23 protein-coding genes are annotated in these 22,203 nt (G+C 56.7%); 2 read left to right on the top strand and 21 right to left on the bottom strand.

Going from position 1 to position 22,203, the window contains the following annotated elements; translation table 11 throughout:
- Nucleotides 1-6: 6 nt before the first annotated feature.
- The gene (gene yjdP / locus KCR01S_RS14060) at nucleotides 7-345 is read left to right on the top strand and encodes a DDRRRQL repeat protein YjdP (RefSeq protein WP_061283337.1); all 339 of its coding nucleotides are present in this window, start codon (nucleotides 7-9) and stop codon (nucleotides 343-345) included.
- On the opposite strand, the gene phnP is transcribed toward yjdP, so the two are convergent.
- The 17 genes from phnP to kdgT form a co-directional block, all read right to left on the bottom strand.
- Nucleotides 342-1,100 (bottom strand): phosphonate metabolism protein PhnP, encoded by a 759-nt coding sequence (gene phnP, locus KCR01S_RS14055; RefSeq protein WP_061283336.1) that lies wholly within the window; start codon nucleotides 1,098-1,100, stop codon nucleotides 342-344. The genes yjdP and phnP overlap by 4 nt on opposite strands.
- A complete protein-coding gene (gene phnO, locus KCR01S_RS14050; RefSeq protein WP_061283335.1) occupies nucleotides 1,097-1,531 on the bottom strand; it encodes an aminoalkylphosphonate N-acetyltransferase in 435 nt (144 codons plus the stop codon). The genes phnP and phnO overlap by 4 nt, the downstream gene beginning before the upstream one ends.
- The gene (phnN, locus tag KCR01S_RS14045; RefSeq protein WP_061283334.1) at nucleotides 1,524-2,075 is read right to left on the bottom strand and encodes a ribose 1,5-bisphosphokinase; all 552 of its coding nucleotides are present in this window, start codon (nucleotides 2,073-2,075) and stop codon (nucleotides 1,524-1,526) included. Before phnN ends, phnO begins: the two co-directional genes overlap by 8 nt.
- The gene (gene phnM / locus KCR01S_RS14040; protein WP_061283333.1) at nucleotides 2,075-3,211 is read right to left on the bottom strand and encodes an alpha-D-ribose 1-methylphosphonate 5-triphosphate diphosphatase; all 1,137 of its coding nucleotides are present in this window, start codon (nucleotides 3,209-3,211) and stop codon (nucleotides 2,075-2,077) included. The genes phnN and phnM overlap by 1 nt, the downstream gene beginning before the upstream one ends.
- The gene (gene phnL, locus KCR01S_RS14035) at nucleotides 3,208-3,894 is read right to left on the bottom strand and encodes a phosphonate C-P lyase system protein PhnL (RefSeq protein WP_061283332.1); all 687 of its coding nucleotides are present in this window, start codon (nucleotides 3,892-3,894) and stop codon (nucleotides 3,208-3,210) included. Before phnL ends, phnM begins: the two co-directional genes overlap by 4 nt.
- Nucleotides 3,895-3,961: 67 nt before the next feature.
- Nucleotides 3,962-4,720 (bottom strand): phosphonate C-P lyase system protein PhnK, encoded by a 759-nt coding sequence (phnK, locus tag KCR01S_RS14030; RefSeq protein WP_061283331.1) that lies wholly within the window; start codon nucleotides 4,718-4,720, stop codon nucleotides 3,962-3,964.
- On the bottom strand, nucleotides 4,717-5,562 hold the full coding sequence (gene phnJ, locus KCR01S_RS14025) for an alpha-D-ribose 1-methylphosphonate 5-phosphate C-P-lyase PhnJ (protein ID WP_061283330.1): 846 nt from the start codon (nucleotides 5,560-5,562) through the stop codon (nucleotides 4,717-4,719). Before phnJ ends, phnK begins: the two co-directional genes overlap by 4 nt.
- On the bottom strand, nucleotides 5,555-6,619 hold the full coding sequence (locus KCR01S_RS14020) for a carbon-phosphorus lyase complex subunit (RefSeq protein ID WP_061283329.1): 1,065 nt from the start codon (nucleotides 6,617-6,619) through the stop codon (nucleotides 5,555-5,557). Before KCR01S_RS14020 ends, phnJ begins: the two co-directional genes overlap by 8 nt.
- Nucleotides 6,619-7,203: a phosphonate C-P lyase system protein PhnH gene (gene phnH / locus KCR01S_RS14015; protein WP_061283328.1), complete on the bottom strand. Its 585-nt coding sequence runs from the start codon at nucleotides 7,201-7,203 to the stop codon at nucleotides 6,619-6,621. Before phnH ends, KCR01S_RS14020 begins: the two co-directional genes overlap by 1 nt.
- Entirely contained in the window at nucleotides 7,200-7,652 is a 453-nt protein-coding gene (gene phnG / locus KCR01S_RS14010) for a phosphonate C-P lyase system protein PhnG (RefSeq protein ID WP_061283327.1), read from the bottom strand. The genes phnH and phnG overlap by 4 nt, the downstream gene beginning before the upstream one ends.
- Nucleotides 7,652-8,377 (bottom strand): phosphonate metabolism transcriptional regulator PhnF, encoded by a 726-nt coding sequence (phnF, locus tag KCR01S_RS14005; RefSeq protein ID WP_061283326.1) that lies wholly within the window; start codon nucleotides 8,375-8,377, stop codon nucleotides 7,652-7,654. Before phnF ends, phnG begins: the two co-directional genes overlap by 1 nt.
- Before the next feature lie 20 nt (nucleotides 8,378-8,397).
- Nucleotides 8,398-9,180, bottom strand: coding sequence for a phosphonate ABC transporter, permease protein PhnE (gene phnE / locus KCR01S_RS14000; RefSeq protein ID WP_061283325.1), 783 nt, complete (start codon nucleotides 9,178-9,180; stop codon nucleotides 8,398-8,400).
- A gap of 56 nt (nucleotides 9,181-9,236) precedes the next feature.
- Complete coding sequence (gene phnD / locus KCR01S_RS13995) at nucleotides 9,237-10,253, bottom strand: phosphonate ABC transporter substrate-binding protein (protein ID WP_052281878.1); 1,017 nt, start codon at nucleotides 10,251-10,253, stop codon at nucleotides 9,237-9,239.
- A gap of 23 nt (nucleotides 10,254-10,276) precedes the next feature.
- The gene (phnC, locus tag KCR01S_RS13990; RefSeq protein ID WP_061283324.1) at nucleotides 10,277-11,065 is read right to left on the bottom strand and encodes a phosphonate ABC transporter ATP-binding protein; all 789 of its coding nucleotides are present in this window, start codon (nucleotides 11,063-11,065) and stop codon (nucleotides 10,277-10,279) included.
- Between the two features lie 132 nt (nucleotides 11,066-11,197).
- Nucleotides 11,198-11,644 carry a VOC family metalloprotein YjdN gene (yjdN, locus tag KCR01S_RS13985; RefSeq protein ID WP_061283323.1) on the bottom strand — a complete coding sequence of 149 codons (447 nt, stop codon included), beginning with the start codon at nucleotides 11,642-11,644 and terminating at the stop codon, nucleotides 11,198-11,200.
- Nucleotides 11,645-11,766: 122 nt separating this feature from the next.
- Nucleotides 11,767-12,102 (bottom strand): zinc ribbon domain-containing protein YjdM, encoded by a 336-nt coding sequence (locus KCR01S_RS13980; protein WP_052281881.1) that lies wholly within the window; start codon nucleotides 12,100-12,102, stop codon nucleotides 11,767-11,769.
- A gap of 174 nt (nucleotides 12,103-12,276) precedes the next feature.
- Nucleotides 12,277-13,275 (bottom strand): 2-keto-3-deoxygluconate transporter, encoded by a 999-nt coding sequence (kdgT, locus tag KCR01S_RS13975; protein ID WP_061283322.1) that lies wholly within the window; start codon nucleotides 13,273-13,275, stop codon nucleotides 12,277-12,279.
- Nucleotides 13,276-13,962: 687 nt separating this feature from the next.
- Here kdgT and proP point away from each other — a divergent pair.
- Nucleotides 13,963-15,465 (top strand): glycine betaine/L-proline transporter ProP, encoded by a 1,503-nt coding sequence (gene proP / locus KCR01S_RS13970; protein ID WP_061283321.1) that lies wholly within the window; start codon nucleotides 13,963-13,965, stop codon nucleotides 15,463-15,465.
- A 37-nt stretch (nucleotides 15,466-15,502) separates the two neighbouring features.
- On the opposite strand, the gene KCR01S_RS13965 is transcribed toward proP, so the two are convergent.
- The 4 genes from KCR01S_RS13965 to KCR01S_RS25365 form a co-directional block, all read right to left on the bottom strand.
- Complete coding sequence (locus KCR01S_RS13965) at nucleotides 15,503-16,864, bottom strand: HlyD family type I secretion periplasmic adaptor subunit (protein ID WP_061283320.1); 1,362 nt, start codon at nucleotides 16,862-16,864, stop codon at nucleotides 15,503-15,505.
- Nucleotides 16,851-19,037: a type I secretion system permease/ATPase gene (locus KCR01S_RS13960; protein ID WP_061283319.1), complete on the bottom strand. Its 2,187-nt coding sequence runs from the start codon at nucleotides 19,035-19,037 to the stop codon at nucleotides 16,851-16,853. Before KCR01S_RS13960 ends, KCR01S_RS13965 begins: the two co-directional genes overlap by 14 nt.
- A 97-nt stretch (nucleotides 19,038-19,134) precedes the next feature.
- A complete protein-coding gene (locus KCR01S_RS13955) occupies nucleotides 19,135-20,487 on the bottom strand; it encodes a TolC family outer membrane protein (RefSeq protein ID WP_061283398.1) in 1,353 nt (450 codons plus the stop codon).
- 309 nt (nucleotides 20,488-20,796) lie between these two features.
- The coding region (locus tag KCR01S_RS25365) for a hypothetical protein (RefSeq protein WP_167348828.1) at nucleotides 20,797-22,203 on the bottom strand (1,407 nt) is incomplete at its 5' end.

Genomic DNA, 22,203 nt, shown 5'->3' with positions numbered 1-22,203 from the left:
GGCTTTATGAAACGTTATTTGACCGCTCTTTTCTTCTGCGCCGTATCGCTAACCAGCCAGTTGGCGTATGCCGATATGATTGATGATGCCATCGGCAATATTCAGCAGGCTATCAACGACGCCTATAACCCGAGCAGCGATCGTTCCGATAGCAATCGCGATGATGACGATCGTCGCTGGGACGATCGCGGCAGTCGTAGCCAAAGCAGTCAACAATATAACGATCGACGGCGCCAGCTTGACGATCGACGCCGTCAACTCGACGATCGCCAGCGCCAATTGGATCAGGAACGGCGCCAACTGTCCGACGATGAACGGCGGCTAGATGATGACTACGACCGCTAGTCGAGCACGATCTCCTGGCCGTCGTAACCGGCTTCTATTCCCGCAGGCAAAAGATGGCTCATCATCCATTCATCAAACTGGTGGCTGATATGCGTCAGAATCACCCGCGGGCAGCGAATGCGTTCGTTTAAAGCCCGAATCGTGGCTAAATCACTGTGATTACGCGGGGTCTCCTCGCGCGGGGCGTGGCTGCAATCGATAACCATCACCTGCGGACGATTGTTGCATAAAAAAGTCAGCGTTTTATCCGGCAACCCGGCGCTGTCGGAGAGCCAGGCGATGCGGCTATGCGGGGTTTCCAGCAGGTAGCCGAAGGTGAGTTTCGAATGCGTCAGCGGGAGGGGGGTCACCTGAAGTCCCTGAAGGCTGAAGACCACGAACGGCTCTACGGTATGACTGAAATCCAGCACGCCGGGATGTTTAAACAGATCGTCGCAGCCCTGCTCGTCAGGCGGCCCGTAAACCGGCACGCTGTCGCCCACGCCCCAGCGCAGCGGAAACAGCCCCTGAACGTGATCCATATGATAGTGGGTCAGTAGAAACTGCTGAAAAGATCCGGCCGGCCAGCGGTCGGTAAGATCGTGCAGGCCAGCATCGATCAGCGTGATCGCCTCGTTGAATCTCACCACGCCGCTACAGGCTTTTCGCCGATATTGCGGTGCCCGTCTGGCGCGCGTGCAGGCCGGACAGTCGCAGCCCCAGGCGGGCACGCCCTGTGCGCCGCCGGCCCCGCTAAGGGTAAGCGTCAGGCTCATAGCGCTTTGGTGAAGCGGAGGTGGCTGGGGACGTAGCCTTCACGCTGGTAAAAGCGATGGGCATTAACGCGTTGGGTGCTGGTCGATAATTCCGTCATCTCCGCGCCTTGGTCCCGTGCTGTCTCTTCCGCCCACGCCAGCAGTTGACTGCCGATCCCTGAACTGCGGACTTTCGGCATCACCACCAACTCCTGAATCTCGCCAATCCAGTTGGCGTGATGCAGGTGAAACTGCAAATGCAGGCTAATCATGCCCACCACATTGCCGTCTTGTAGGGCCAACTGGTAATGCAAATTACGATCTTCAAGATTCGCGGCAAAGCCGGTGTAAAAGGCATCGCGGTCGTATTCAGCTTGTTTCAGTTCGCACATTAACGCGTAGACATCGTCGATATCCTCGAACGTAGCATGGCGCAGTTCACACTCAGGCATGGCTTCTCTCCTTTCGTCCCATCAGGGTGAGCAATTGATCCACCGACTGTAGCAGACTTCCGTCGTTATTGAGCGTATGACAATCTGCAGGGGTATAGCGTGCGGCGCGCTCCAGGCGTGCGGCAATCTCGACGCCGTTTTCCCGCCCGCGCGCCTGTAAGCGTTCGCGCAGAATGTCCGGGGAGACCTGTAAGCAGACCGGCAGCAGCGCGCTAGCGTAGCGGGCTTTCGCCTGCGCCAGATGCGCTCGGGAACCGTTCACCACCACGTCAAACCCGGCGTGCAGCCAAAGGTCAATCTCTACGCCCACGCCGTAGTAGAGTCCGTTAGCGTGCCAGCTCAGCGCGAGCAAATTTCTGCCCGCGCGGGTAAAAAACTCCTGCTCGCTCAGGGCGATATGGTTTTCGCAGCCCGCGCTGGCCGGGCGGGTGATATAACGATGCGCGACCAACAGGTCGCTGTGCTCCTGCTGGCGAAGTACTTCCAGCAGACTATCTTTGCCGGAGCCGGAAGGCCCCATTAACCACAGAAGTTTACCCATCATCAGAACACCCTTTTTCCCTGACGCCAGACGTGGTCGATATGAATGTGCTCGCCTTTACGGTGCGCCAGCACCAGGTCGGCACGTTTGCCTTCGGCAATGACGCCGCGGTCGTGGAGGTTGAGCGCCCGCGCGGGATTTTGGGTCACCAGATTGATGGCCTGTGCGAGCGTAAAGCCGTTGTTCTCGTCATCCGCGACGCGGAAGGCGGCATCCAGCAGGCTTGCGGGATAATAATCGGAGGAGAGAATGTCCAGCAGCCCCAGCGAGGCGAGCTGATGCGCCGCGACGTTTCCGGAGTGCGAACCGCCGCGCACGATGTTTGGTGCGCCCATCAGTACATTCATGCCGTGGCGGCGCGATGATTCAGCGGCTTCAAAGGTGGTTGGAAACTCAGCAATCACGCTGCCCAGCAGGTGCGATTCCACCACGTGATCGTGGGTGGCATCATCGTGGCTGGCTAATGCGATTTGGCGTTCGCGACACATCCCGGCAATGGCGGTACGGTTGGACTGCGACCAACGGGCAGCCAGCGCCAGCTGCTCTTCTTCATACTCATGCATCTGTGCGTCGGTCAGCGAATATTTGCCCTGATAGTATTCCCGATACTTTTCACGGTTGGCGAACTGGCGCTGACCCGGCGAATGGTCCATTAATGACACCAGCGAAACTGGCTCGCGGCTGACCAGCTTTTCAAATAACGGCAGCGTGGTGTGGTGCGGCAGTTCGCAGCGCAGATGCAGGCGGTGTTCAGCGCGGTTGAGACCGCGTTTTTGCGTCTCCTCAACGGCGTTAATCATCTTCTCCAGATTTTCCAACCGATCGCCGCCATCGCGCACGTCGCCAATCGCCACTGCATCAAGAACGGTGGTGATACCGCTGGCAACCATCAGCGCATCGTGGCTGCTCATTGCCGAGTGGGCCGGCCAATCAACTTTGGGCCGTGGGGTAAAGAATTTATCCAGATTATCGGTGTGCAGTTCAATCAGCCCCGGCAGCAGCCAGCCGCCTTCGCCGTCCATGGCTTCTGGCAGACGGCTCTGGCTATCGGCAAAGGCGCGGATCTCGCCGTCCTTCACTTCCAGCGAACCGTGAACGACGTCGTTTTCAAGAACCAGCTTTATATTATTGATAATCATGCAGGTGTACCCATTGGATGGAGGCGGTCTGCGACCTGGTGACGGACGGCTTCGTCGTGGAAAATACCGACGATGGCCGCACCGCGGGCTTTGGCTTCATGAATCAGGCTGACAACCGCCGCGCTGTTTTTGGCATCCAGCGAGGCGGTGGGTTCGTCGAGCAATAAAATGGGGTAATCGACGATAAACCCGCGGGCGATGTTGACGCGCTGCTGTTCGCCGCCGGAAAAGGTCGACGGCGCGAGGTGCCATAAACGCTCCGGCACGTTCAGACGTGTTAACAGTTGGGCGGCCTTGGCGCTACAGACTTCCCGCGGTGCGCCGGTATTGAGCAGTGGCTGCATCACCACTTCCAGCGTCGAGATTCGCGGGATCACGCGCAGAAACTGGCTCACCCAGCCGACGGTGGTTTTGCGGATTTCCACCACTTTTCGCGCCGGCGCGCTCACCAGATCTACCCACTCGTCGCCGTGTTTAATATGGATATGCCCTTCGTCCGGCAGATAGTTGGCGTAAAGCGAGCGCAGCAGCGTGGATTTCCCGCTGCCGGAATGGCCGTGCAGCACCACGCATTCACCGTTGTTGACCTCGAGCGAGGCGTTTTTCAGTACCGGCAGATGGACGCCGTTTTGCTGGTGGAGCACAAAAGTTTTACTCACGTTTTCTACGCGGATCGCGTTCATTTTTCGCCTCTTTAACGTATGTGCATCCGGGAACCTGGCAGCGCTTCGCTTATCAGGCCGACACAAGTCAGTTTTGCAACACCGATGACACCAGCAGTTGGGTATAGGGATGGTGAGGATCGTCGAGCACCCGGTCAGTTAACCCACTTTCCACCACCTGGCCCTGCTTCATCACCAGCAGGCGGTCGGCCAGCAGGCGTGCGACGCCCAAATCATGGGTCACAATCACCACCGCCAGGTTCAGTTCCACCACCAGGCCGCGCAGCAGGTCGAGCAGACGGGCCTGCACCGATACGTCCAGCCCGCCGGTGGGTTCGTCCATAAACACCAGTTTCGGATGGGTCACCAGATTGCGGGCTATCTGCAAACGCTGCTGCATGCCGCCGGAAAAGGTGGTGGGCAGGTCATCGATACGCGATGCCGGTATTTCGACTTCCTCCAGCCAGCGCTGGGCGGTAGCGCGGATCTCGCCGTAATGCCGCGCACCGGTGGCCATCAATCGTTCGCCGATATTGCCGCCCGCCGATACCTGGCGGCGCAGGCCGTCCATCGGATGCTGATGCACCACGCCCCACTCGGTGCGCAGCAGGCGACGGCGCTCGGCCTCACTCATGGCGTACAGCGAGCTGTCCTGATAGCGGATGACCCCTTCTTGCGGCGTCAAACGTGCAGAAATAGACTTCAGCAGCGTGGTTTTTCCAGAACCGGATTCGCCGACGATGCCCAGCACTTCGCCCGGCCATAAATCAAATGAAACGTTGCTGAAACCTTTACCCGGCGCATACAGATGGGTCAGGCGGTCAACGGAAAGTAGCGGCTGGCTCATGGTTTTTTTGCCTCGCTCTGTTGGCGGCAGTAGTCGGTATCGGAGCAGACAAACATCCGTTTGCCGCTATCGTCCAGCACCACTTCGTCGAGATAGCTGTGCGTTGAACCGCAGATGGCGCAGGGTTCGTCCCAGCGCTGTACGGTGAACGGATGGTCGTCGAAATCGAGACTCTCGACGCGGGTATACGGCGGCACGGCGTAGATACGTTTTTCGCGGCCGGCACCAAAAAGCTGCAGCGCGGGCATCATGTCCATTTTCGGGTTATCGAATTTTGGAATCGGCGAAGGGTCCATCACGTAGCGGTCGTTCACCTTCACCGGATAGGCGTAGGTGGTGGCGATGTGGCCGAAACGGGCGATATCTTCGTACAGCTTCACCTGCATCACGCCGTACTCTTCCAGCGCGTGCATGGTGCGGGTTTCCGTTTCACGCGGTTCGATAAAACGCAGCGGTTCCGGGATCGGCACCTGGAAGATCAGGATCTGATCCTCGGCCAGCGGCGTTTCCGGGATCCGGTGGCGGGTCTGGATTAGGGTGGCATCTTCGGTGCGCTCGGTGGTATGCACTCCGGTCACCCGCTGGAAGAAGTGGCGGATCGACACGGCGTTGGTGGTGTCGTCCGCCCCTTGATCGATAACCTTTAGCACATCCGCTTCGCCGATCACGCTGGCGGTGAGCTGAATGCCGCCGGTGCCCCAGCCGTAGGGCATTGGCATTTCGCGGCCGCCGAACGGCACCTGATAGCCGGGGATCGCCACCGCTTTCATGATCGCACGGCGGATCATGCGTTTAGTCTGTTCATCGAGATAGGCAAAGTTATAGCCGCTGAGATTAGCCATTTTTCTGCTCCCGTTGCAGGCGTTTCAACAGTTCCAGCTCGGCCTGGAAATCGACGTAATGAGGGAGTTTGAGGTGTGAGACGAAGCCTGCGGCTTCGACGTTATCGGCGTGGGCGAGAACGAACTCTTCATCCTGCGCCGGGCCGACGGCGTGTTCGCCGTACTCCGGGGCCTGCAGGGCGCGGTCGACCAGCGCCATGGCCATCGCTTTGCGTTCGCTCATGCCGAACACCAGACCGTAGCCGCGGGTAAAGTGCGGCGGTTCGTCCGCCGGGTCGACGAAACCGTTGACCATTTCACACTCTGTCATCAGCATTTCGCCGACGTTCACCGCAAAACCCAGCTCTTCGGGCACAATTTCCAGCTCGACATAGCCGCTGCGGATTTCGCCCGCGAACGGGTGGTTACGCCCGTAGCCGCGCTGGGTGGAGTAGGCCAGCGCCAGCAGATAGCCTTCATCGCCGCGCATTAGCTGCTGTAGGCGGGAGGAACGCGAGCAGGGGTAAACCGGTGGCGTGCGGGTGATGTCGTCCGGCGTTGCGCCGTTATCCTGCTCCGCTTTCGCCAGACCCTGACTCGCAAGCAGGCTGAATACATGCGGCGCTGATGACGGCTCACCGCCCTCGGTTTTCAGCGCCGGGGCTTCGCCGTTGGCCAGCAAGGTAAAATCCAGCAGGCGGTGGGTGTAGTCGTAGGTGGGGCCGAGAAGCTGTCCACCGGGCACATCTTTGTAGACGGCGGAAATACGGCGCTCAAGGCGCATGTTGCGGGTATCAATCGGCTCGCTGACCGCCAGCTTCGCCAGCGTCGTGCGGTAGGCACGCAGCAGAAAAATGGCTTCGACGTTATCGCCGCTGGCCTGCTTTAGCGCCAGCGCCGCCAGTTCACGATCGGCAATGCCGCCTTCGGTCATCACCCGGTCAACGGCCAGATTCAGCTGTTGTTCTATCTGGGCGACGCTCAGCTCGGGTAGCGAGGTGTCGCCCCGACGTCGGCTTTCCTGGAGCTGGTGGGCGGCTTCAATCGCCTTTTCGCCCCCTTTAACGGCTACGTACATCAGCAAACCTCCACGTGGGTAGTCCGCGGGATGGCCAGCAGGCGCTCGCCGCAGGTGAGGATCAGATCTACGCCGAGCGGGAACGGGTGCGGGCGTTCGGTCAGTTCATGCAGAATGCACTCCGGCAGCTGCGGGGCGATCATGCGCTCATCCTGAATGCCCGCGCCGGTCAGGCGCTGCATGCGGCCGCCGCTCAGGCTGGCAACCTGCACAATCAGCGTGGCGCTGGTTTCCGGCGCGATGGCGCTGCCGGTACACAGCGCATCCAGCTGTTCGCGGCTGATGGTGTCGTTCGACACCGCAAAAGTCGCCTGCTGCGGCTGCTCAACCAGCGGCGCATTAGTGTGAAAACGCAGGCTTTGGCTGACGATATCGTTATGCAGCGCGCCCGCCAGCCAGACCGGCGTATCGTTGTCGGCCAGCGTTAGCAGAATGCTGGTGGTGGCGATATTCAGCGGCTGCCAGCCGTGCTTGAGCTGATGCAGCGCAACAATCACGCCCGGCTCGCTCATCGCTTTTAACAGGCGACGAAAACTGTGTTGGGCATCCTGCACGGGGAGGGAAAAAGCGGTTTCCAGGGTCATGCGTTGTCTCCGCGAACCAGCGTAAAGAAGTCGACCCGGCTGGCATTGATCTCGGCCTGACGTGCGGCAATGCGCGCCGTACGGTCGGCTTCCAGCGGGGTAATGAGGGTTTCTATTAGGGTTTGATAATGCGAGGGCTGCTGGAGCAGGGCGTCCAGCAGCGCGCAGCGTTCGGCGTGCGGTTTATCGCGTCCCAGTATCCAGCTGTAGCCCAGCGTGCCGTTACTCAAGCGCACGGCGGCGCGGGTCAAGGTGGCGTCTCCGGCAAAAAAGCGTTCACCGGTCGCGCCCATGCGCCCCTGGAGCTGAACCAGTCCGGTTTCCGCCGCGCGGATCACCTCGTATTGCGCAGTGATATTCAGGGCGACCATTTTGGCTTCGAGGCTGGCCGGGTCGCAGTGGGCCAGCACCGACATCCAGTGCTGACGGGTCGCGTGATTAGCGTCCATTAGTGCTCCATAATAAATTCAATCATGTCGGCGCGGGTCAGGCTGACGGAGTACTCCATCACCTGGTCATCGCCTTCACGGTGGTTCAGGGTGCGGACGCACAGCAGGGGCGCCATATTGGGAATTTCCAGCCGCTGACTCTCTTTGGCCTGCGCCCGGCGGGCGCTGATGCGAGTCTGGCTACGCTTAAGCGCAATGCCGGACTGTTCGCGCAGGAAATCGTGCAGCGACCCGCTGCTAAAGCGCTGTAGCGTCGGCCACAGGCTGAGGTCGGCAAAGTAGTGATCGATCAAACACAGCGCCACGCCGTTGACCCGGCGCAGCGTGCGCAGGTGAATCACGTTGTCGCCTTCGTTAATCCCCAGCGCGTCGGCAATATGCCCGGAGGCTGGACGCAGCACCGACAGCAGCTTTTCGCTGGTGGGATGGCTGCCCTGATCGAGCAGATTCTGGCTAAAGCGCGCCTGGGCGTTCAGCGGATAGTCGAACGGGCGCATTAGCACCAGCACGCCAATTCCCTGGCGGCGCTGTACCCAGCCTTTTTCGACCAGTTGATCGATGGCGCGACGCAGGGTGTGGCGATTGACTTCAAAGCGTGCCGCCAGTTGATGCTCGGCGGGCAGGTAATCACCGCAGCGATAGTTCTGCCGCAGCTCTTGCTCCAGACGCGCGGCAATCTCTTGATAACGCGTGGGATAACTGGTCGGATGTGTAGACAGGTGCATAGCCATCAAGACCTCGCTAATCAGATAAAGTGCTTACGCAAACGCTGAGACAGGAAATCCAGCAGGCTGACGGTGACGATAATGAGCACCATCAATGCGCAGGTTTGCTGGAACTGGAAGCCGCGAATCGCTTCCCATAAGGTCACGCCGATGCCGCCTGCACCAACCATGCCGACGACGGTGGCGGAACGAACGTTGGATTCAAAACGGTACAGCGAATAAGAGATGAGAAGCGGCATGACCTGCGGCAGAACGCCGTAGATAATCTCTTCAATTTTGTTGGCGCCGGTAGCGCGGATGCCTTCTACCGGGCCGGGTTCAATCGCTTCCACCGCTTCCGACAGCAGCTTGGAAAGCACCCCGGTGGTGTGAATAAACAGCGCCATGACCCCGGCGAATGGGCCTAAGCCCACGGCGACGACGAACAGCATGGCGAAAACCATTTCGTTGATGGCGCGGCAGGCGTCCATCAGGCGGCGCATCGGTTGGTAAATCCACCATGGCACCAGGTTTTCGGCGCTCATCAGGCCAAAGGGGATGGAGAGGACCACCGCAAGCGCAGTGCCCCAGACGGCGATTTGCAGGGTTACGGCCATCTCTTTGAGGTAGTCCTGCCACAGGCTAAAGTCTGGAGGGAAGAAGTCGGCGGCAAAGGTCGCCATATTGCCCGCGTCGGTGAACAGCGCCACCGGGTTCATTTCCGCGCCTTTCCAGGAAATGGCGAGCACCGCCAGCAAAATGGCCCAGCTCATCAGCGAGAACCAGCTGCGCTTCGGTGGGGGAACGGTGATGGTGTGTTGCATGGGTGGCTCCGTGTTTCCTGAGTCCCCTCTCCCCGACGGGAAGAGGGGGAAAAGGGCTACTGCACCGCTTTGGTGACCGAGGTCATCGCGCCAATCGCTGCGGTGGTACGATCAAGATCGTTCAGACGCGCCTGAATATCGGCAGTCTTCGTTGCTTTCTCATCGGCATTCAACGTGCCGTTGCCCTTCACGGTTTGCATCTCTTTAAACAGCGTCAGCTGGCGAATCGGCAGTAGCTGTAGGTCGCTTGAGGCGCGGAACGGCGCCCAGCCCAGACGTTCCAGTACGGCTTTTTCTTCCGGCGTCTTGCCGTAATTCATAAAGAAGCTGTAGACCTTGTCCTTGGTGGTTTCAGAAAGGTTTTTACGCCATACAATCGGGTCGCCAGGGATCAGCGGTGATTTCCAGATAACCTTCAGCTCTTTGAGCTTGTCCGGCGCAGAGGTTTTCAGCTTGTCGAGGTTTTCGGTGTTGTTGGTGGCGACATCGACCTGTTTGTTGGCGACGGCCAGCGCGTTGGTTTCATGGCTGGCGTTAACCGTGCGTTTGAAGTCGCTGGCGGAGGCGTTATTTTTGGCGAAGACGTAGTAGCCCGGGACGAGGAAGCCGGAGGTGGAGTTCGGGTCACCGTTGCCGAAGGTCAGCTCTTTGCGCTTGGCCAGCAGATCATTGAGGTTATTGATTGGGCTGTCTTTGTTGACGATCAGCACGCTCCAGTAGCCTGGGGAGCCATCGGCGGCGACGGTTTGGGCAAACACCTGGCCATTGGCGCGATCCACCGCTTCCATGGCGGAGAGGTTACCGTACCAGGCGATGTCCACTTTATTAAAGCGCATGCCCTGGATGATGCCGGCGTAGTCCGGCGCGAAGAAGGCGTTAACCTTAACGCCCAGCGACTTTTCCATGTCCTTCAGGAACGGCTCCCATTGTGGCTTTAAGTTCTGCTGTGATTCCGTCGAAATAATGCCGAAGTTCAGCGCTTTTTCCTGCTCTTCGGCGTGCGCCGGGGTGAGCAGGGTGCTGAGACTGAACATGCTGGTAAAGGCCAGCGCGGCAACCGTCTTATAGCTCATTTCCATTCCTCATTGTGGGGATGTCAGGCAGCCTGCGCGTTCTCTTCGACGCGATTAATGCTGCGGTAGAGATGGTCAAAACGTTCGTTATCAAACTGTTGGCTGCTGCCGTCGTAGAACACGTGTCCCTGACGCAGCGCGACGATGCGTTCGCAGTAGCGCAGCGCATAGTCGACCTGGTGCAGCGTCACCACCACGGTGATGCCATCGGTCTGGTTGATGTCGCGCAGGGTATCCATCACGATGCGCGCGGATTCAGGATCCAGCGAGGCGATAGGTTCATCGGCGAGGATGACTTTGGCCTGCTGCATCAGCGCCCGAGCAATCGCCACGCGCTGCTGCTGGCCGCCGGAAAGGGTAGAGACGCGCTGGTGGGCCATATGCGCCATACCGACGCGGGTCAGAGCCTGTAATGCGCGCTGTTTTTGTTCGCGGGTAAACCAGCTAAAGCAGGTGCGCCAGAACGGGGTGCTGCCGAGCGCGCCAATCAGCACGTTCTCCATCACGCTCAGGCGATTCACCAGATTGAACTGCTGGAAGATGTAGCCGGTGTGGGCACGACTGTTACGGATATCGCGCGCCAGGCGGCCCGCCTGCTGGACGGTTTTACCGAGTAGTTCGACGCGACAGTCTGGCGTTTTATCGCCGACAATCAGGCCGCTTAAGTGACGTAAGAGGGTGGATTTGCCAGAACCGGATGGCCCAAGCAGAGCGACCATCTCACCGGCGTGCACGTTCAGGTCAATGGCGTGAAGCACCTGATGCTGATTGAACGTCTTGTTGAGCTTTTCAACGCGAATAATCGTTTGCATGCTGGAACCCCTTCTAAAAAGTGGCCCCATCGTGGCGAATTAATGTGACGTTTTGGTTAAGAAAAAGTTGCTTGAGGATGAATTCTTGGTGGGTATTTGATGACAGGACGGGAGGCGTTGCCTCCCGTCGGGTTAGAGCGTTGGCTCCTGCTGTTTGACAACGTTAATCATCCACGGCACGCCATATCGGTCGATGACGCGACCGAATCCGTGCGCCCAGAAGGTCTCCTGCCAGCGCATCTCAACCTTGCCGTTGGCGGCGAGATTGTCGAACCAGCGTTTCCCCTCCTTCACATCCTGGGTGTCGAGCACCAGGGTAAAACCGGCGTAGTGCAGGCCATCCGAGGCGACGGAATCGCTCATCATGATATCGCTGCCTGCGATGTGCACGTTGGCGTGGGCGATAGCGCTGTCGGGGAACTTGAGGCCGGACGGGCAGCCTCCTTCATCATCCATGGCGGAGGGCGGCATTTCGCCAAAGCTGATTTTGTAGCGCAGTTCCGCGCCTAGCGCCTGTTGGTAATAGGCGATAGCGTCGGCGCAGTTGCCGGAAAAAGCGAGATAGGGACTTAAAGGCATGATCGTTACCTCAGGTAAGGATAGCCCAGTAAGTGTAGTGCGTGTTGGTTCAGGGAGCGAAGCGTGGCGGGAGGTAGATTGCCGGATAAACGTCGCGCTATCCGGCAATAATGAGGCTTAAATCAGTTCTTTTTCACGAACTCAGATTTCAGCTTCATCTGGCCGAAACCGTCGATTTTGCAATCGATGTTGTGATCGCCTTCGACCAGGCGGATGTTCTTCACTTTGGTGCCGATCTTCAGCATGGAAGAGCTACCTTTCACCTTCAGATCTTTTACCACGGTGACGCTGTCGCCGTCGGCCAGCAGGTTACCGTTAGCATCTTTGACGATTAGCTCATCGCTGTCGTGCGCCGGTTCAGCATCGTTCCACTCGTGCGCGCATTCCGGGCAGATGAACATGCCGTTGTCTTCATAGGTGTATTCGGAATTGCATTGTGGGCAATGGGGTAATGACATGGGAGATATCCTCAAAAGTGCAGTGCGAAAGGCAAGGGCCTGTAAAACGGCAAATCGCCGAAAATGGCCTTAATGATACAACAAAACCCTGCATTTGTCGGTGTTATCCCGGAGATGGGCGGAAGAAAGCGAAGGGGAAAACGTAAACCCCCCTCGGACGAGGGGGGCGGAAGATTAGTGGTGAGCGCCTTGCGATACGGCCTGCGCTTCGGTTTCAGCGGGCTTTGGTGCCCCGTAACGTTTGGCATACAGCGCGGTAATAATCGGTACCAGAATCGCCGTCACGATGACGCTTGCGGCAACCAGCGCGGTAGCGGAGGCGGCAACCGGCGCAAACGACGGGTTAATCTGCGCGATGATGACCGGGTTGGCAACCGCGGCACCGGCAGCGGAGGAAGCCGCCACGCCAGCAGTACCGTTACCACCGCCAATCACGCGGTCGGCAATAATCAGCGGAATACCGGTGATGACGATAACCGCAATACCCAGCACGATACCCAGCAGACCGGTGTCGAGGATGACGTTCAGGTTGATGGTGTTACCCAGCGCGAAGCCGAAGAACGGAATCAGTACCGGCGTTGCTTTGCTGAAGAAAGCACGCAGATCGTGGTCAAGGTTACCCAGCGCAAAACCAATCAGGAATGGCAGCACGGCGCCGATAAAGTGGTGCGGTTCAAAGGAGGCAAGGCCTGCGGAACCGAGGATCACCATGGTCATCAGTGGGCCGGATTCCAGAGACATCAGCACGAATGCGCCAGATTCTTCTTTGGTGCCGTACTGATTCATCAGGCTGGCGTACAGACCACCGTTGGTCATGTCCATCGCTGACACAATCGCCAGAACCGACAGGCCAGCGAAGAATCCGGTCTGAATTCCGGTGTCAGGAATAAAGGTGGCGGCAATCATTGCCACGACCCAGGCGACGGCAATTTTAGTCAGTACCAGCGTACCGGATTTGCGTAATACCGTGCCGGTGGCGCGTAAATCAATGGATGCCCCAATACAGAAGAACCAGACTGCCAGAATAGGTACCGTTCCGCCAATCATCCCTTTCGTGAATGAACCGAAATATTCACCGGTAGTTGGTGCGAATGTATTTAGCACTGCCCCTAACAGTAACGGGATAAGCATCATCCCACCAGGGATTCGTTCCATTGTTGCTTTAATTTTCATGAGCCGTCCTCGCTTCGCGTCACCGCTCGGTGATAGAAGAATTTAAACATAATAATTTCAGATGGTTAGTCTGATATCATCTGATATTCGTATCCCAGTTATCACCCGTGCTGGGCGGCGTTTTCTGGCATCTTTAACGCGTTTTCGGACGCTATAATGCATTTACTGGAATATTGATTCAATGAAAATAAAACAGCGTTTTAGTTATATGGATCACATATTTCATAAGTGAAATCCGCAATCTAATGAGAAATATAAAAGCTGTAAAAACAATGTGAAATATTTTGAAATAACTATCGCGATTAATGGGTGGAAAATGGAGGCAAGTGAGCATGGGAAAGTGAGCGGGATAACGCGAAATCGGCCTGCAAATGTCAGGGAAATATTTCAGCCTGGTAGCAGGCGTCAATGTTTTGTTAAGTTGATCACAATATTAATCGCTGTTAGGGTAAATAGGATTCTCCCTCAAGCGGTCATTTTTCGAGGGTGACTTTTTTAACTGACTCGCCATCAGGCTCAACAGGTTTGATTGTCTGGAGAAACATCCTCCAGCGAAGACATGCAAACCTGCTACGCTTGGATAAGCGGAACCAGAATCTCCACGGTTCCCTTTACGCGCCCTCGCAAATACTGTGCTATTTGCCGCCACTGGGTGTGCGTTCAAGGCGAAATTGAACGAGGAAAACCATGCTTAGAAGGAAAAAAGTAAAACCGATCACGTTACGTGACGTCACCATCATCGACGATGGTAAATTGCGCAAGGCGATTACCGCAGCATCTTTGGGTAATGCAATGGAGTGGTTTGATTTTGGTGTCTATGGCTTCGTTGCTTATGCGTTAGGTAAAGTGTTCTTCCCGGATGCCGATCCCAGCGTACAGATGATTGCCGCTCTAGGGACATTCTCCGTACCCTTCCTGATTCGCCCACTTGGCGGTTTGTTCTTCGGGATGCTCGGGGATAAATACGGTCGACAGAAGATTCTTTCCATCACCATTATCATTATGTCGCTCAGTACCTTCTGTATTGGTCTGATTCCATCGTACGAGTCGATTGGTATCTGGGCACCTATCCTGCTGCTGCTGTGTAAAATGGCGCAGGGCTTCTCGGTCGGTGGGGAATATACCGGGGCATCTATCTTTGTCGCCGAATACTCGCCAGACCGTAAGCGTGGCTTTATGGGCAGCTGGCTGGACTTTGGCTCGATCGCTGGATTCGTGATGGGCGCCGGGCTGGTTGTTCTGCTGTCTACCGCGGTGGGTGAGGCAAACTTCCTTGAGTGGGGCTGGCGTATTCCGTTCTTCATCGCGCTGCCGCTAGGGATTATCGGTCTTTACCTGCGCCACGCGCTGGAGGAGACACCGGCGTTCCAGCAGCACGTGGATAAGCTCGAACAGGGCGATCGCCAGGGTCTGCAGGACGGGCCGAAAGTGTCGTTCAAAGAGATTGCGACTAAACACTGGCGCAGCCTGCTGGCGTGTATTGGTCTGGTTATTTCGACCAACGTCACCTATTACATGCTGCTGACCTACATGCCGAGCTACCTGTCGCATAACCTGCACTACTCGGAAGATCACGGTGTGCTGATTATCATCGCCATTATGATTGGTATGCTGTTTGTGCAGCCGGTGATGGGGCTGCTGAGCGACCGCTTTGGTCGTCGTCCGTTTGTGATGGTGGGGAGTATCGCGCTGCTGGTGTTCTCTATTCCAGCCTTCGTGCTGATTAACAGTAACTCCATTGGCCTGATTTTCTCCGGTCTGCTGCTGCTGGCGGTGATCCTCAACTGCTTCACCGGGGTAATGGCCTCGTCGTTACCGGCGATGTTCCCGACGCACATCCGCTACAGCGCGCTGGCGAGTGCCTTTAACATCTCGGTGCTGATTGCGGGTCTAACGCCGACGCTGGCCGCCTGGCTGGTGGAGTCGACTCAGGACCTGATGATGCCAGCTTACTATCTGATGGTGGTGGCGGTGATTGGTTTGATTACCGGCGTCACGATGAAAGAGACCGCCAACCGTCCGCTGAAAGGCGCAACACCTGCGGCATCGGATATCGCTGAAGCGAAAGAGATCCTGCAGGAGCATCACGACCACATCGAACACAAGATTGAAGATATCGATGCGGAGATTGCCGAGCTTCAGGCGAAGCGTTCGCAACTGGTGATGCAGCATCCGAAGATTAACGAGTAATAAAGAAAAACCCGGCTTACCGCCGGGTTTTTTATGGTTAGCGTTCGCGGAAGGCTTCCGCCCTTGCCCGCAAAATTGGCTTCAGCAAATAGGCCAGAATGGTTTTCTTACCGGTAATAATGTCTACCGACGCCACCATCCCCGGAATGATAATCAGCGGTTTATCATCGCTGCCGAGATGGTTCTTATCGGTACGCAGACGGATCACGTAGAAGCTTTTGCCGTCTTTGTCGGTCACCGTATCCGGGCTTATCTGCTCCAGCTTGCCTTTCATCCCACCGTAAATGGTGTAATCGTAAGCGGTGAACTTGACGATGGCTTCCTGGCCCGGGCGTAAGAAGGCAATATCCTGCGGCCGAATTTTAGCTTCAATCAGCAGCGTGTCGTCCAGCGGCACGATTTCAACCAGATCGTTACCCGGCTGAATGACGCCGCCGATGGTGTTGACCATCAGCTGCTGGACGATGCCGCGCACCGGTGAGGTGACCAGCGTACGGTTAACCCGGTCATCGATGGCTTTCCCGGTGGCTTCGATTTTACTCAGATCGGTACGCGCCTCGTTAAGCTGGGATAACGCCTCGCTGCGGTAGCGCCCGCGCGTCTCACCCACCTTGCTCTCAATCTCCTTAATCGCCGCCTGCGCTCTTGGCACCGCCAGGGTGACCGATTCCAGCTGCCCACGGGTTTCCACCTCAGAGCGGCGCAGACGCAGCACCTCAACGCGTGAGATGGCCCCCTTGGCGACCAGCGGTTCGGACATGCCGATCTCCTGCTGCAACAGCCCCAGGCTGCGGCGGTACTGCTCGGCTTTCGCCTGGAAGTCCAGCAGCTCCTGTTTCTTCTGCACCAGCTGTTCGTTTAGTCCGGACAGTTCGCTTTGGATCCGTTTATTGACGCTGGTGAACAGCTCCATTTCGCCGTTGGCAATATCTGGGGCTTTCTCGACGATATCCGGCGACAGCGTCAGGGTCTCTTTATCGGCCAGCTGTGCGGTCAGACGCTGAACGCGTGCTTCCAGCGCATAGCGGTCCGCTTCGGATTCCCCGGCGTTGGAACGAAAGCGCGTGTCATCGAGGCGCAGCAGCGGCGCGCCCGCCTTAACGACTTCGCCTTCGTGGACGAACACCTCGGCGACGATCCCGCCTTCAAGGTTCTGGATTTTTTGCAGCCGCGACGATGGAATGGCTTTGCCATCACCGCGCGTAACCTCATCGATTTCAGCCAGAGAAGCCCAGGCAATCATGATGATGAAGAAGCCGAGAATCGCCCACAGCGTGATGCGCACGACGCGCGGCGAATCGTCAAGCAGGGCTTTGTTGACCTCATTGGCGGTCGTTGCTGCGCCGTTTTTGTCGCCAAAGAGCCACTTCAACAGGCCGTTGAGTTTAGCGTTGCGCATGAATTTGTCCTTTTTTCAGTGCCGTCATCACGCTTTCTTTCGGACCGTCAGCGATGATTTTCCCGTTATCGAGAATAATCAGACGGTCAACCAGCGACAGCAGCGAAGCGCGGTGCGTCACCAGCAGCAGCGTTTTATTGCTTACCATTGGCGTCAGCGCTTTCTTGATTAAGTCTTCACTGGTGTTATCCATTGAGCTGGTCGGCTCGTCCATCAGCAATATCGGCGGGTCGAGCAGCAGCGAACGGGCGAGGGCGACGGCCTGTCGCTGCCCGCCGGAGAGATTCATCCCACGCTCACCGACCTGCATGTTGTAGCCGGAAGGGTGACGACGGGCGAACTCATGCACGCCTGCGACGGTGGCCGCGCGGATCATCGTCTCATCATCGACGTAGCCGGCTCCGCTTAACAGGTTATCGCGCAGCGTACCGCTGAACAGGTGGATGTCCTGCGGCGCGTAGCCAATATTGTGGCGCACGTCGTGGACATCGAGCTGGCGGGCGTCAATACCGTCAACCAGAATGGTTCCGCCATCCGGCTGGTAAAAACCAACCAGCAGTTTCGCCAGTGAGCTTTTCCCGGAGCCACTGCGGCCGATAATTCCCACTTTTTCGCCCGGCTCAATTTTGAGTGAGATGCCGTTCAGCGACACGAACTGGTTCTGGGGATAGCGGAAGGTGACGTCGCGGAACTCAATGGCACCGGATAGCGTCTCACGCTTCAGTGGGACTTCGTCGTCCTGTACTTCCTGCTCCAGATCCATCATGCGGTCGATGGTGGCTTTGGTCATTTTGGCGCGCTGATAGCGGGTGATCAGGCTACAGAACTGGCCAATTGGCATCACCGCGCGTCGGTTCAACAGGTAGCAGGCAATAAGTCCACCCATACTCAGGTTGCCGGCAATAATGCTGTAAACCCCGATAACAATCAGCGCTACGCCACTAATCTGCTGGATCCAGGCGGTAAAGTTAACCGCGACGTAAGAGAGGGATTTCACCCGCAGCTCAAGCTTGCTGAGCTGGCCAATAATTTGCTCCCACTGATACTGGCGCTCGCTTTGCGCGTTATTAACCTTAATAGCATCAAGCCCGGTCACCGTTTCAACCAGCATGGCCTGTCGTTCGGTAGACAGCAGGAAGGTTTTATGTACCTGTTCCAAAAGTGGTTTTTGAATCAGCCAGTTCACAAGCAGCGCAATTGGGTAGCAGAGCAGCGGGATAAAGGCGAGCGGGCCACCGATAATCGCAATCACCAGCAGAATCAATAACGTGAATGGGAAATCAATCAGCGTGGTCAGCGTCAGCGACGAGAGGAACTCCCTCACCGCCTGGTACTCCTGGAAGTTCTGCGCAAAGGCGCCGACCCGATGAGGGCGTAGCTTCATTTTCATGCCGAGCAGCCGTTCAAACAAGGCTGCGGAAACAATCAAATCGGTCTTTTTACCGGCAAGATCAAGACAAATGCCGCGTAAAACTTTCAGGATCAAGTCAAAGACAAACGCAATGGAAATCCCGATTGCCAGCACCCACAGGGTAGCGGTTGCCTGGTTTGGCACCACGCGGTCATAGACGTTCATCACGAACAGCGGCGTGGCGATAGCGATGATGTTAATGATAAAGCTGGCGACGACGGAATCGAGATAGAGGTATTTCGACAGCTTTAAGGTGTCTTTAAACCAGGATTTGGTTTGTGGAATGGTGGCCGTGGGTTGGCTGTCAAAGGCATGCCCCGGCTGAATGAAAATGGTTTTACCGCTGTAGTTCTCTGCTAGCTCTTCGCGCTCCAGCAGGATCTCTCCACCTTCCGTTTCCGTCGCCAGCAGACGCGCGCGCTGCTGGTCGTCCCAGCCAATTAGCACTGCCGCCTGATCGTTTTTCAGTAACACCACTGCGGGTAGCGACAGCGGAGAGATTTTTTCCAGCGGACGCTGAAGGATTCGCGCCTTCAGCCCCGCACGCTGGGCGGCTCGCGGGAACGTGTCGAGAGTTAACTGATTGTCCTTTAAAGGCAAACCGGCGGTTAAGACGTTACGGCTGGAAATAATGTTATGCAGTTTGCAGACGATCATCAGCGAGTCGAGCAGGGGGTCGTCATGGTTTTGACGCGGATCGTGCCGGATGGTGTCATCCGCTGCGGGGGTGGCTTGCTCAAGTGGATCAGTATAAGACGCCATAGTCAGACCTTATAAACCAGCGAAAAACTCGCATGGGCTAAACAATATAAGGGGTTATCTCACCGGAGGATGAGATAACCCGCAGGCCCAAAATCTGTTACTTCAGTTCAGGTAAGTTGGTATGTGCCGTTTGCTGCACCTCTACCGGTTGTGCTGCAGATGGTGCCTGAATATTAAGCTGTTTTAACAGATCGCCAATTCGCGCGTTGATGCGGTAGGTGGTAAACATCTCCGTAAACTGCATCTCAACGTAGCGGCGCTGGGCGTTGAATACTTCGTTTTCGCTGTCGAGCATATCAAGAAGGCTACGCTCGCCGATGCTGAACTGCTCCTGATACGCGGTACGCACCACGGCGCTGCGATCGGCGTAGTCTTTGGCAATCGGTACCTGTTGCTTCGCGTTCTGCCAGGCGTTCCAGGACAGACGCAGCTCTTCATCCAGCTGACGCAGCGCGTTACGTTTAACGTCCTGGGCTTCCTGCATTTTATACGCGTAAGATGACAGCTGTGCCTTATCGCTGCCGCCGTTGAACAGGTTATAGTTCATTCGAACCATTGCCTGCCACTCCTGATCGTGGCCGCGGGTACCGTCAACGTTGTTATCCATCCGGCGACCAACATCAACGTCAACGCTTGGATAGAAGCGCGATTTTGCCGCTTCGTACTGCTGACGCGTGGCATCGACATCCGAGTCTGCCTGTTTCAGCAGCGGGCTATTTTCCAGCATTTGCTTACGTGCTTCTGCCTGGGTCGCCGGGATTTTGGTGGTCAGCGGCATGGAGAGCCCATCGGCCTCTTTACCCACCACGCTGTAATAATTGGCCTGTGCGTCTTCGAGATTGGTTTGCTCGGTCAGCAGGTTGTTTTTCGCCTGTGCCAGACGCGCTTGCGCTTGTTCATAGTCAGCGGTACGTCCGACGCCCTGCTCGGTGCGCAGACGGATCTGATCAAAAATGCGTTCGTGGCTCTTCAGGTTATCTTCCGCCAGCTTGACCATACGCTGGCGCATCAGCACGTCGAGATAGCTCTGGATTGCCGTCAGCGCCGTGACTTCACTGGTATTCATTACCGAGTAGGCGCGAGAGTTAACGGTCGCCGTCTGACGGGCCACTTCGCTGGTGGTGGCAAAACCGTTAAAGACGTTCTGGCGCAGATTGATGCTGGATTCACTGCGGTGCAGGTTACGACGGTGATCGTCGGCAGCACGCGTGCTGGCGTTATCCGTTTGCTCCCAGCCGGTCCCGGCGGACACATCTAACGATGGCAGATACCCGCCTTTTGCCGCGCGCAGATCCTGATCGGCAGAATAGCGGCTGTTAACCGATGCGCTGACCTGTGGATGCCACAGTAAACTGTCTTTGACCGCCTGCTCTAGTGAAGCGGCGTTAACGTTGCTCGCGAACAACAGTGGCAGAGAGATGCCCGTTAATATCCGAATGTGTTTATTCATCATGTCGTCCTTTCCTTACGTTCATTTCCTTGGTTTTTGATGTTGTCCACCAGAGGCAATGTCTTCAGACAAAAAATAAAAAAGCGCTGTCGTTGATGAGGACAATAGCGTCCCCGGGACATGGCTCATAATATCACTTAGATCTATTGCTTCATCATGACTAATAATGGTGGTTTTATGTTCACCGTCATGATGGTGATGCCGTACAGACTTTCTCAGCGTATCGCTACGGCTGAACGCTCATCAGGTGATCGTATTTCTGCGGCTCCCAATGGCGAAAAAGGGTCGGCGTATGCCGACCCCTCGGTTTTAAGAGTCTGTATCTGGCTGAGCAATCAAATGATCCAACTCTGCGGCATTTGGCGCGGTCCAGGCGTCACCGCCTTGATCGCCGCCGCTTTCTGCCGGCACATCCTGAACTTCTCCTGCCGTTTCAGCATGCTCCCCGGTATCCGCAACCTGAATCAGCGAACTGAGATCTTTGCTGTCATCGTCATGGATAATATCGCTTAGATCGAGCGTGCTTTCCTGGTCAGACTCAGAAGTTACCGCCGCCGCTGAAGTATCCGCCTGCGGTTCCGTGCTCTGGGTACTGTCGGCTTCCGCGAGCTGGGTATCAATGTCATCCAGCAGCAGGTTCAGCGAACTCTCCGGACTTTCTTCGGCCGTGGAGAGCTGACTGTTGTCGCTATCCACGCCGCTCAGATCGAGGTGATCGTCATCTACCAGCAGGTTGGCGGTGCTGTCATCGGCAGAGGCATCGTCGTCGGTGAGATCCGTCGATCCGGTATCCTCAGTCTGATCGGTCTGATCGGTCTGATCGGTAGAATCGGCATCACCACTCTGATCAGGGGCATCCGTTTCAGATGTATGATCGCCAGTCTGGTCGGCGCCATCAGCGTCTGTCGTATTGCTATCGCTGGTGCTACCGTCAGTCTGATCCGTCGAACTGCTATCCTCAGCATGATCGGTGGAAGAGGTTTCTTCCGTCTGATCCGCCGAGTTTGCCGTATCGGTATGCTCGGCCGAGCTATGACTCACATCGTCCGCGGCATCCAGGGTATGTACCGTATCGTCGCTATGTGTCTCTTCCCCACCGACAATTGGGATACGGTGCGTGGTGTCGTCATCGACGATCGGTCCGGATGGGTACTCCTCGTTACCCACGTCGACCGTAACATCGACGTTAAGTGGGTGATCGCCCGTTATTTCAGTCGGTGAGGTGACGGTCAGGTTCATATCGAGATTGGCGTTATCACCCACGTCAATCGTGATGCCATTGGTGTCTTTCACCTCGATGCTGACAGTATGGCCGTCGGCATCCGTGTAGCTCACAACGGAACCGACAGGCAACCCGTTCAGCGTTATCGACTTAATGTGATCGCCTTCTGCACCACCGTTCAGGTCGGCATCGATATTCAGTTCGTACTGCCATGACGTCTTGGTATCCGAATGGCCAGGATCCAATTTTTCTTCGCCATTTCCAGAAATAACATCGGTTAACCGGTTGTTACCCTGATAGGTTTTTCCGCCGATGGTGACGTTAATACTCTCGAAATAGTTGATGCTGTTGTTGACGTTAGCAGAACCTGCACTCGCAGACGAAGATGAGGAGCCGGCGACAAAGATATAGTCGTGCGCATCACTGCTGCTCGGTTCACGATTACCGTTGACCGCATTCATCGCGTGCTGCGTGTTATCACCTTGCGTATAGGT

This window comes from Kluyvera cryocrescens NBRC 102467 (genome assembly GCF_001571285.1).
Lineage (GTDB): Bacteria > Pseudomonadota > Gammaproteobacteria > Enterobacterales > Enterobacteriaceae > Kluyvera > Kluyvera cryocrescens.
The sequence above is the reverse complement of the archived record's forward strand: the minus strand, read 5'-3'. Positions and strand labels throughout refer to the sequence as shown.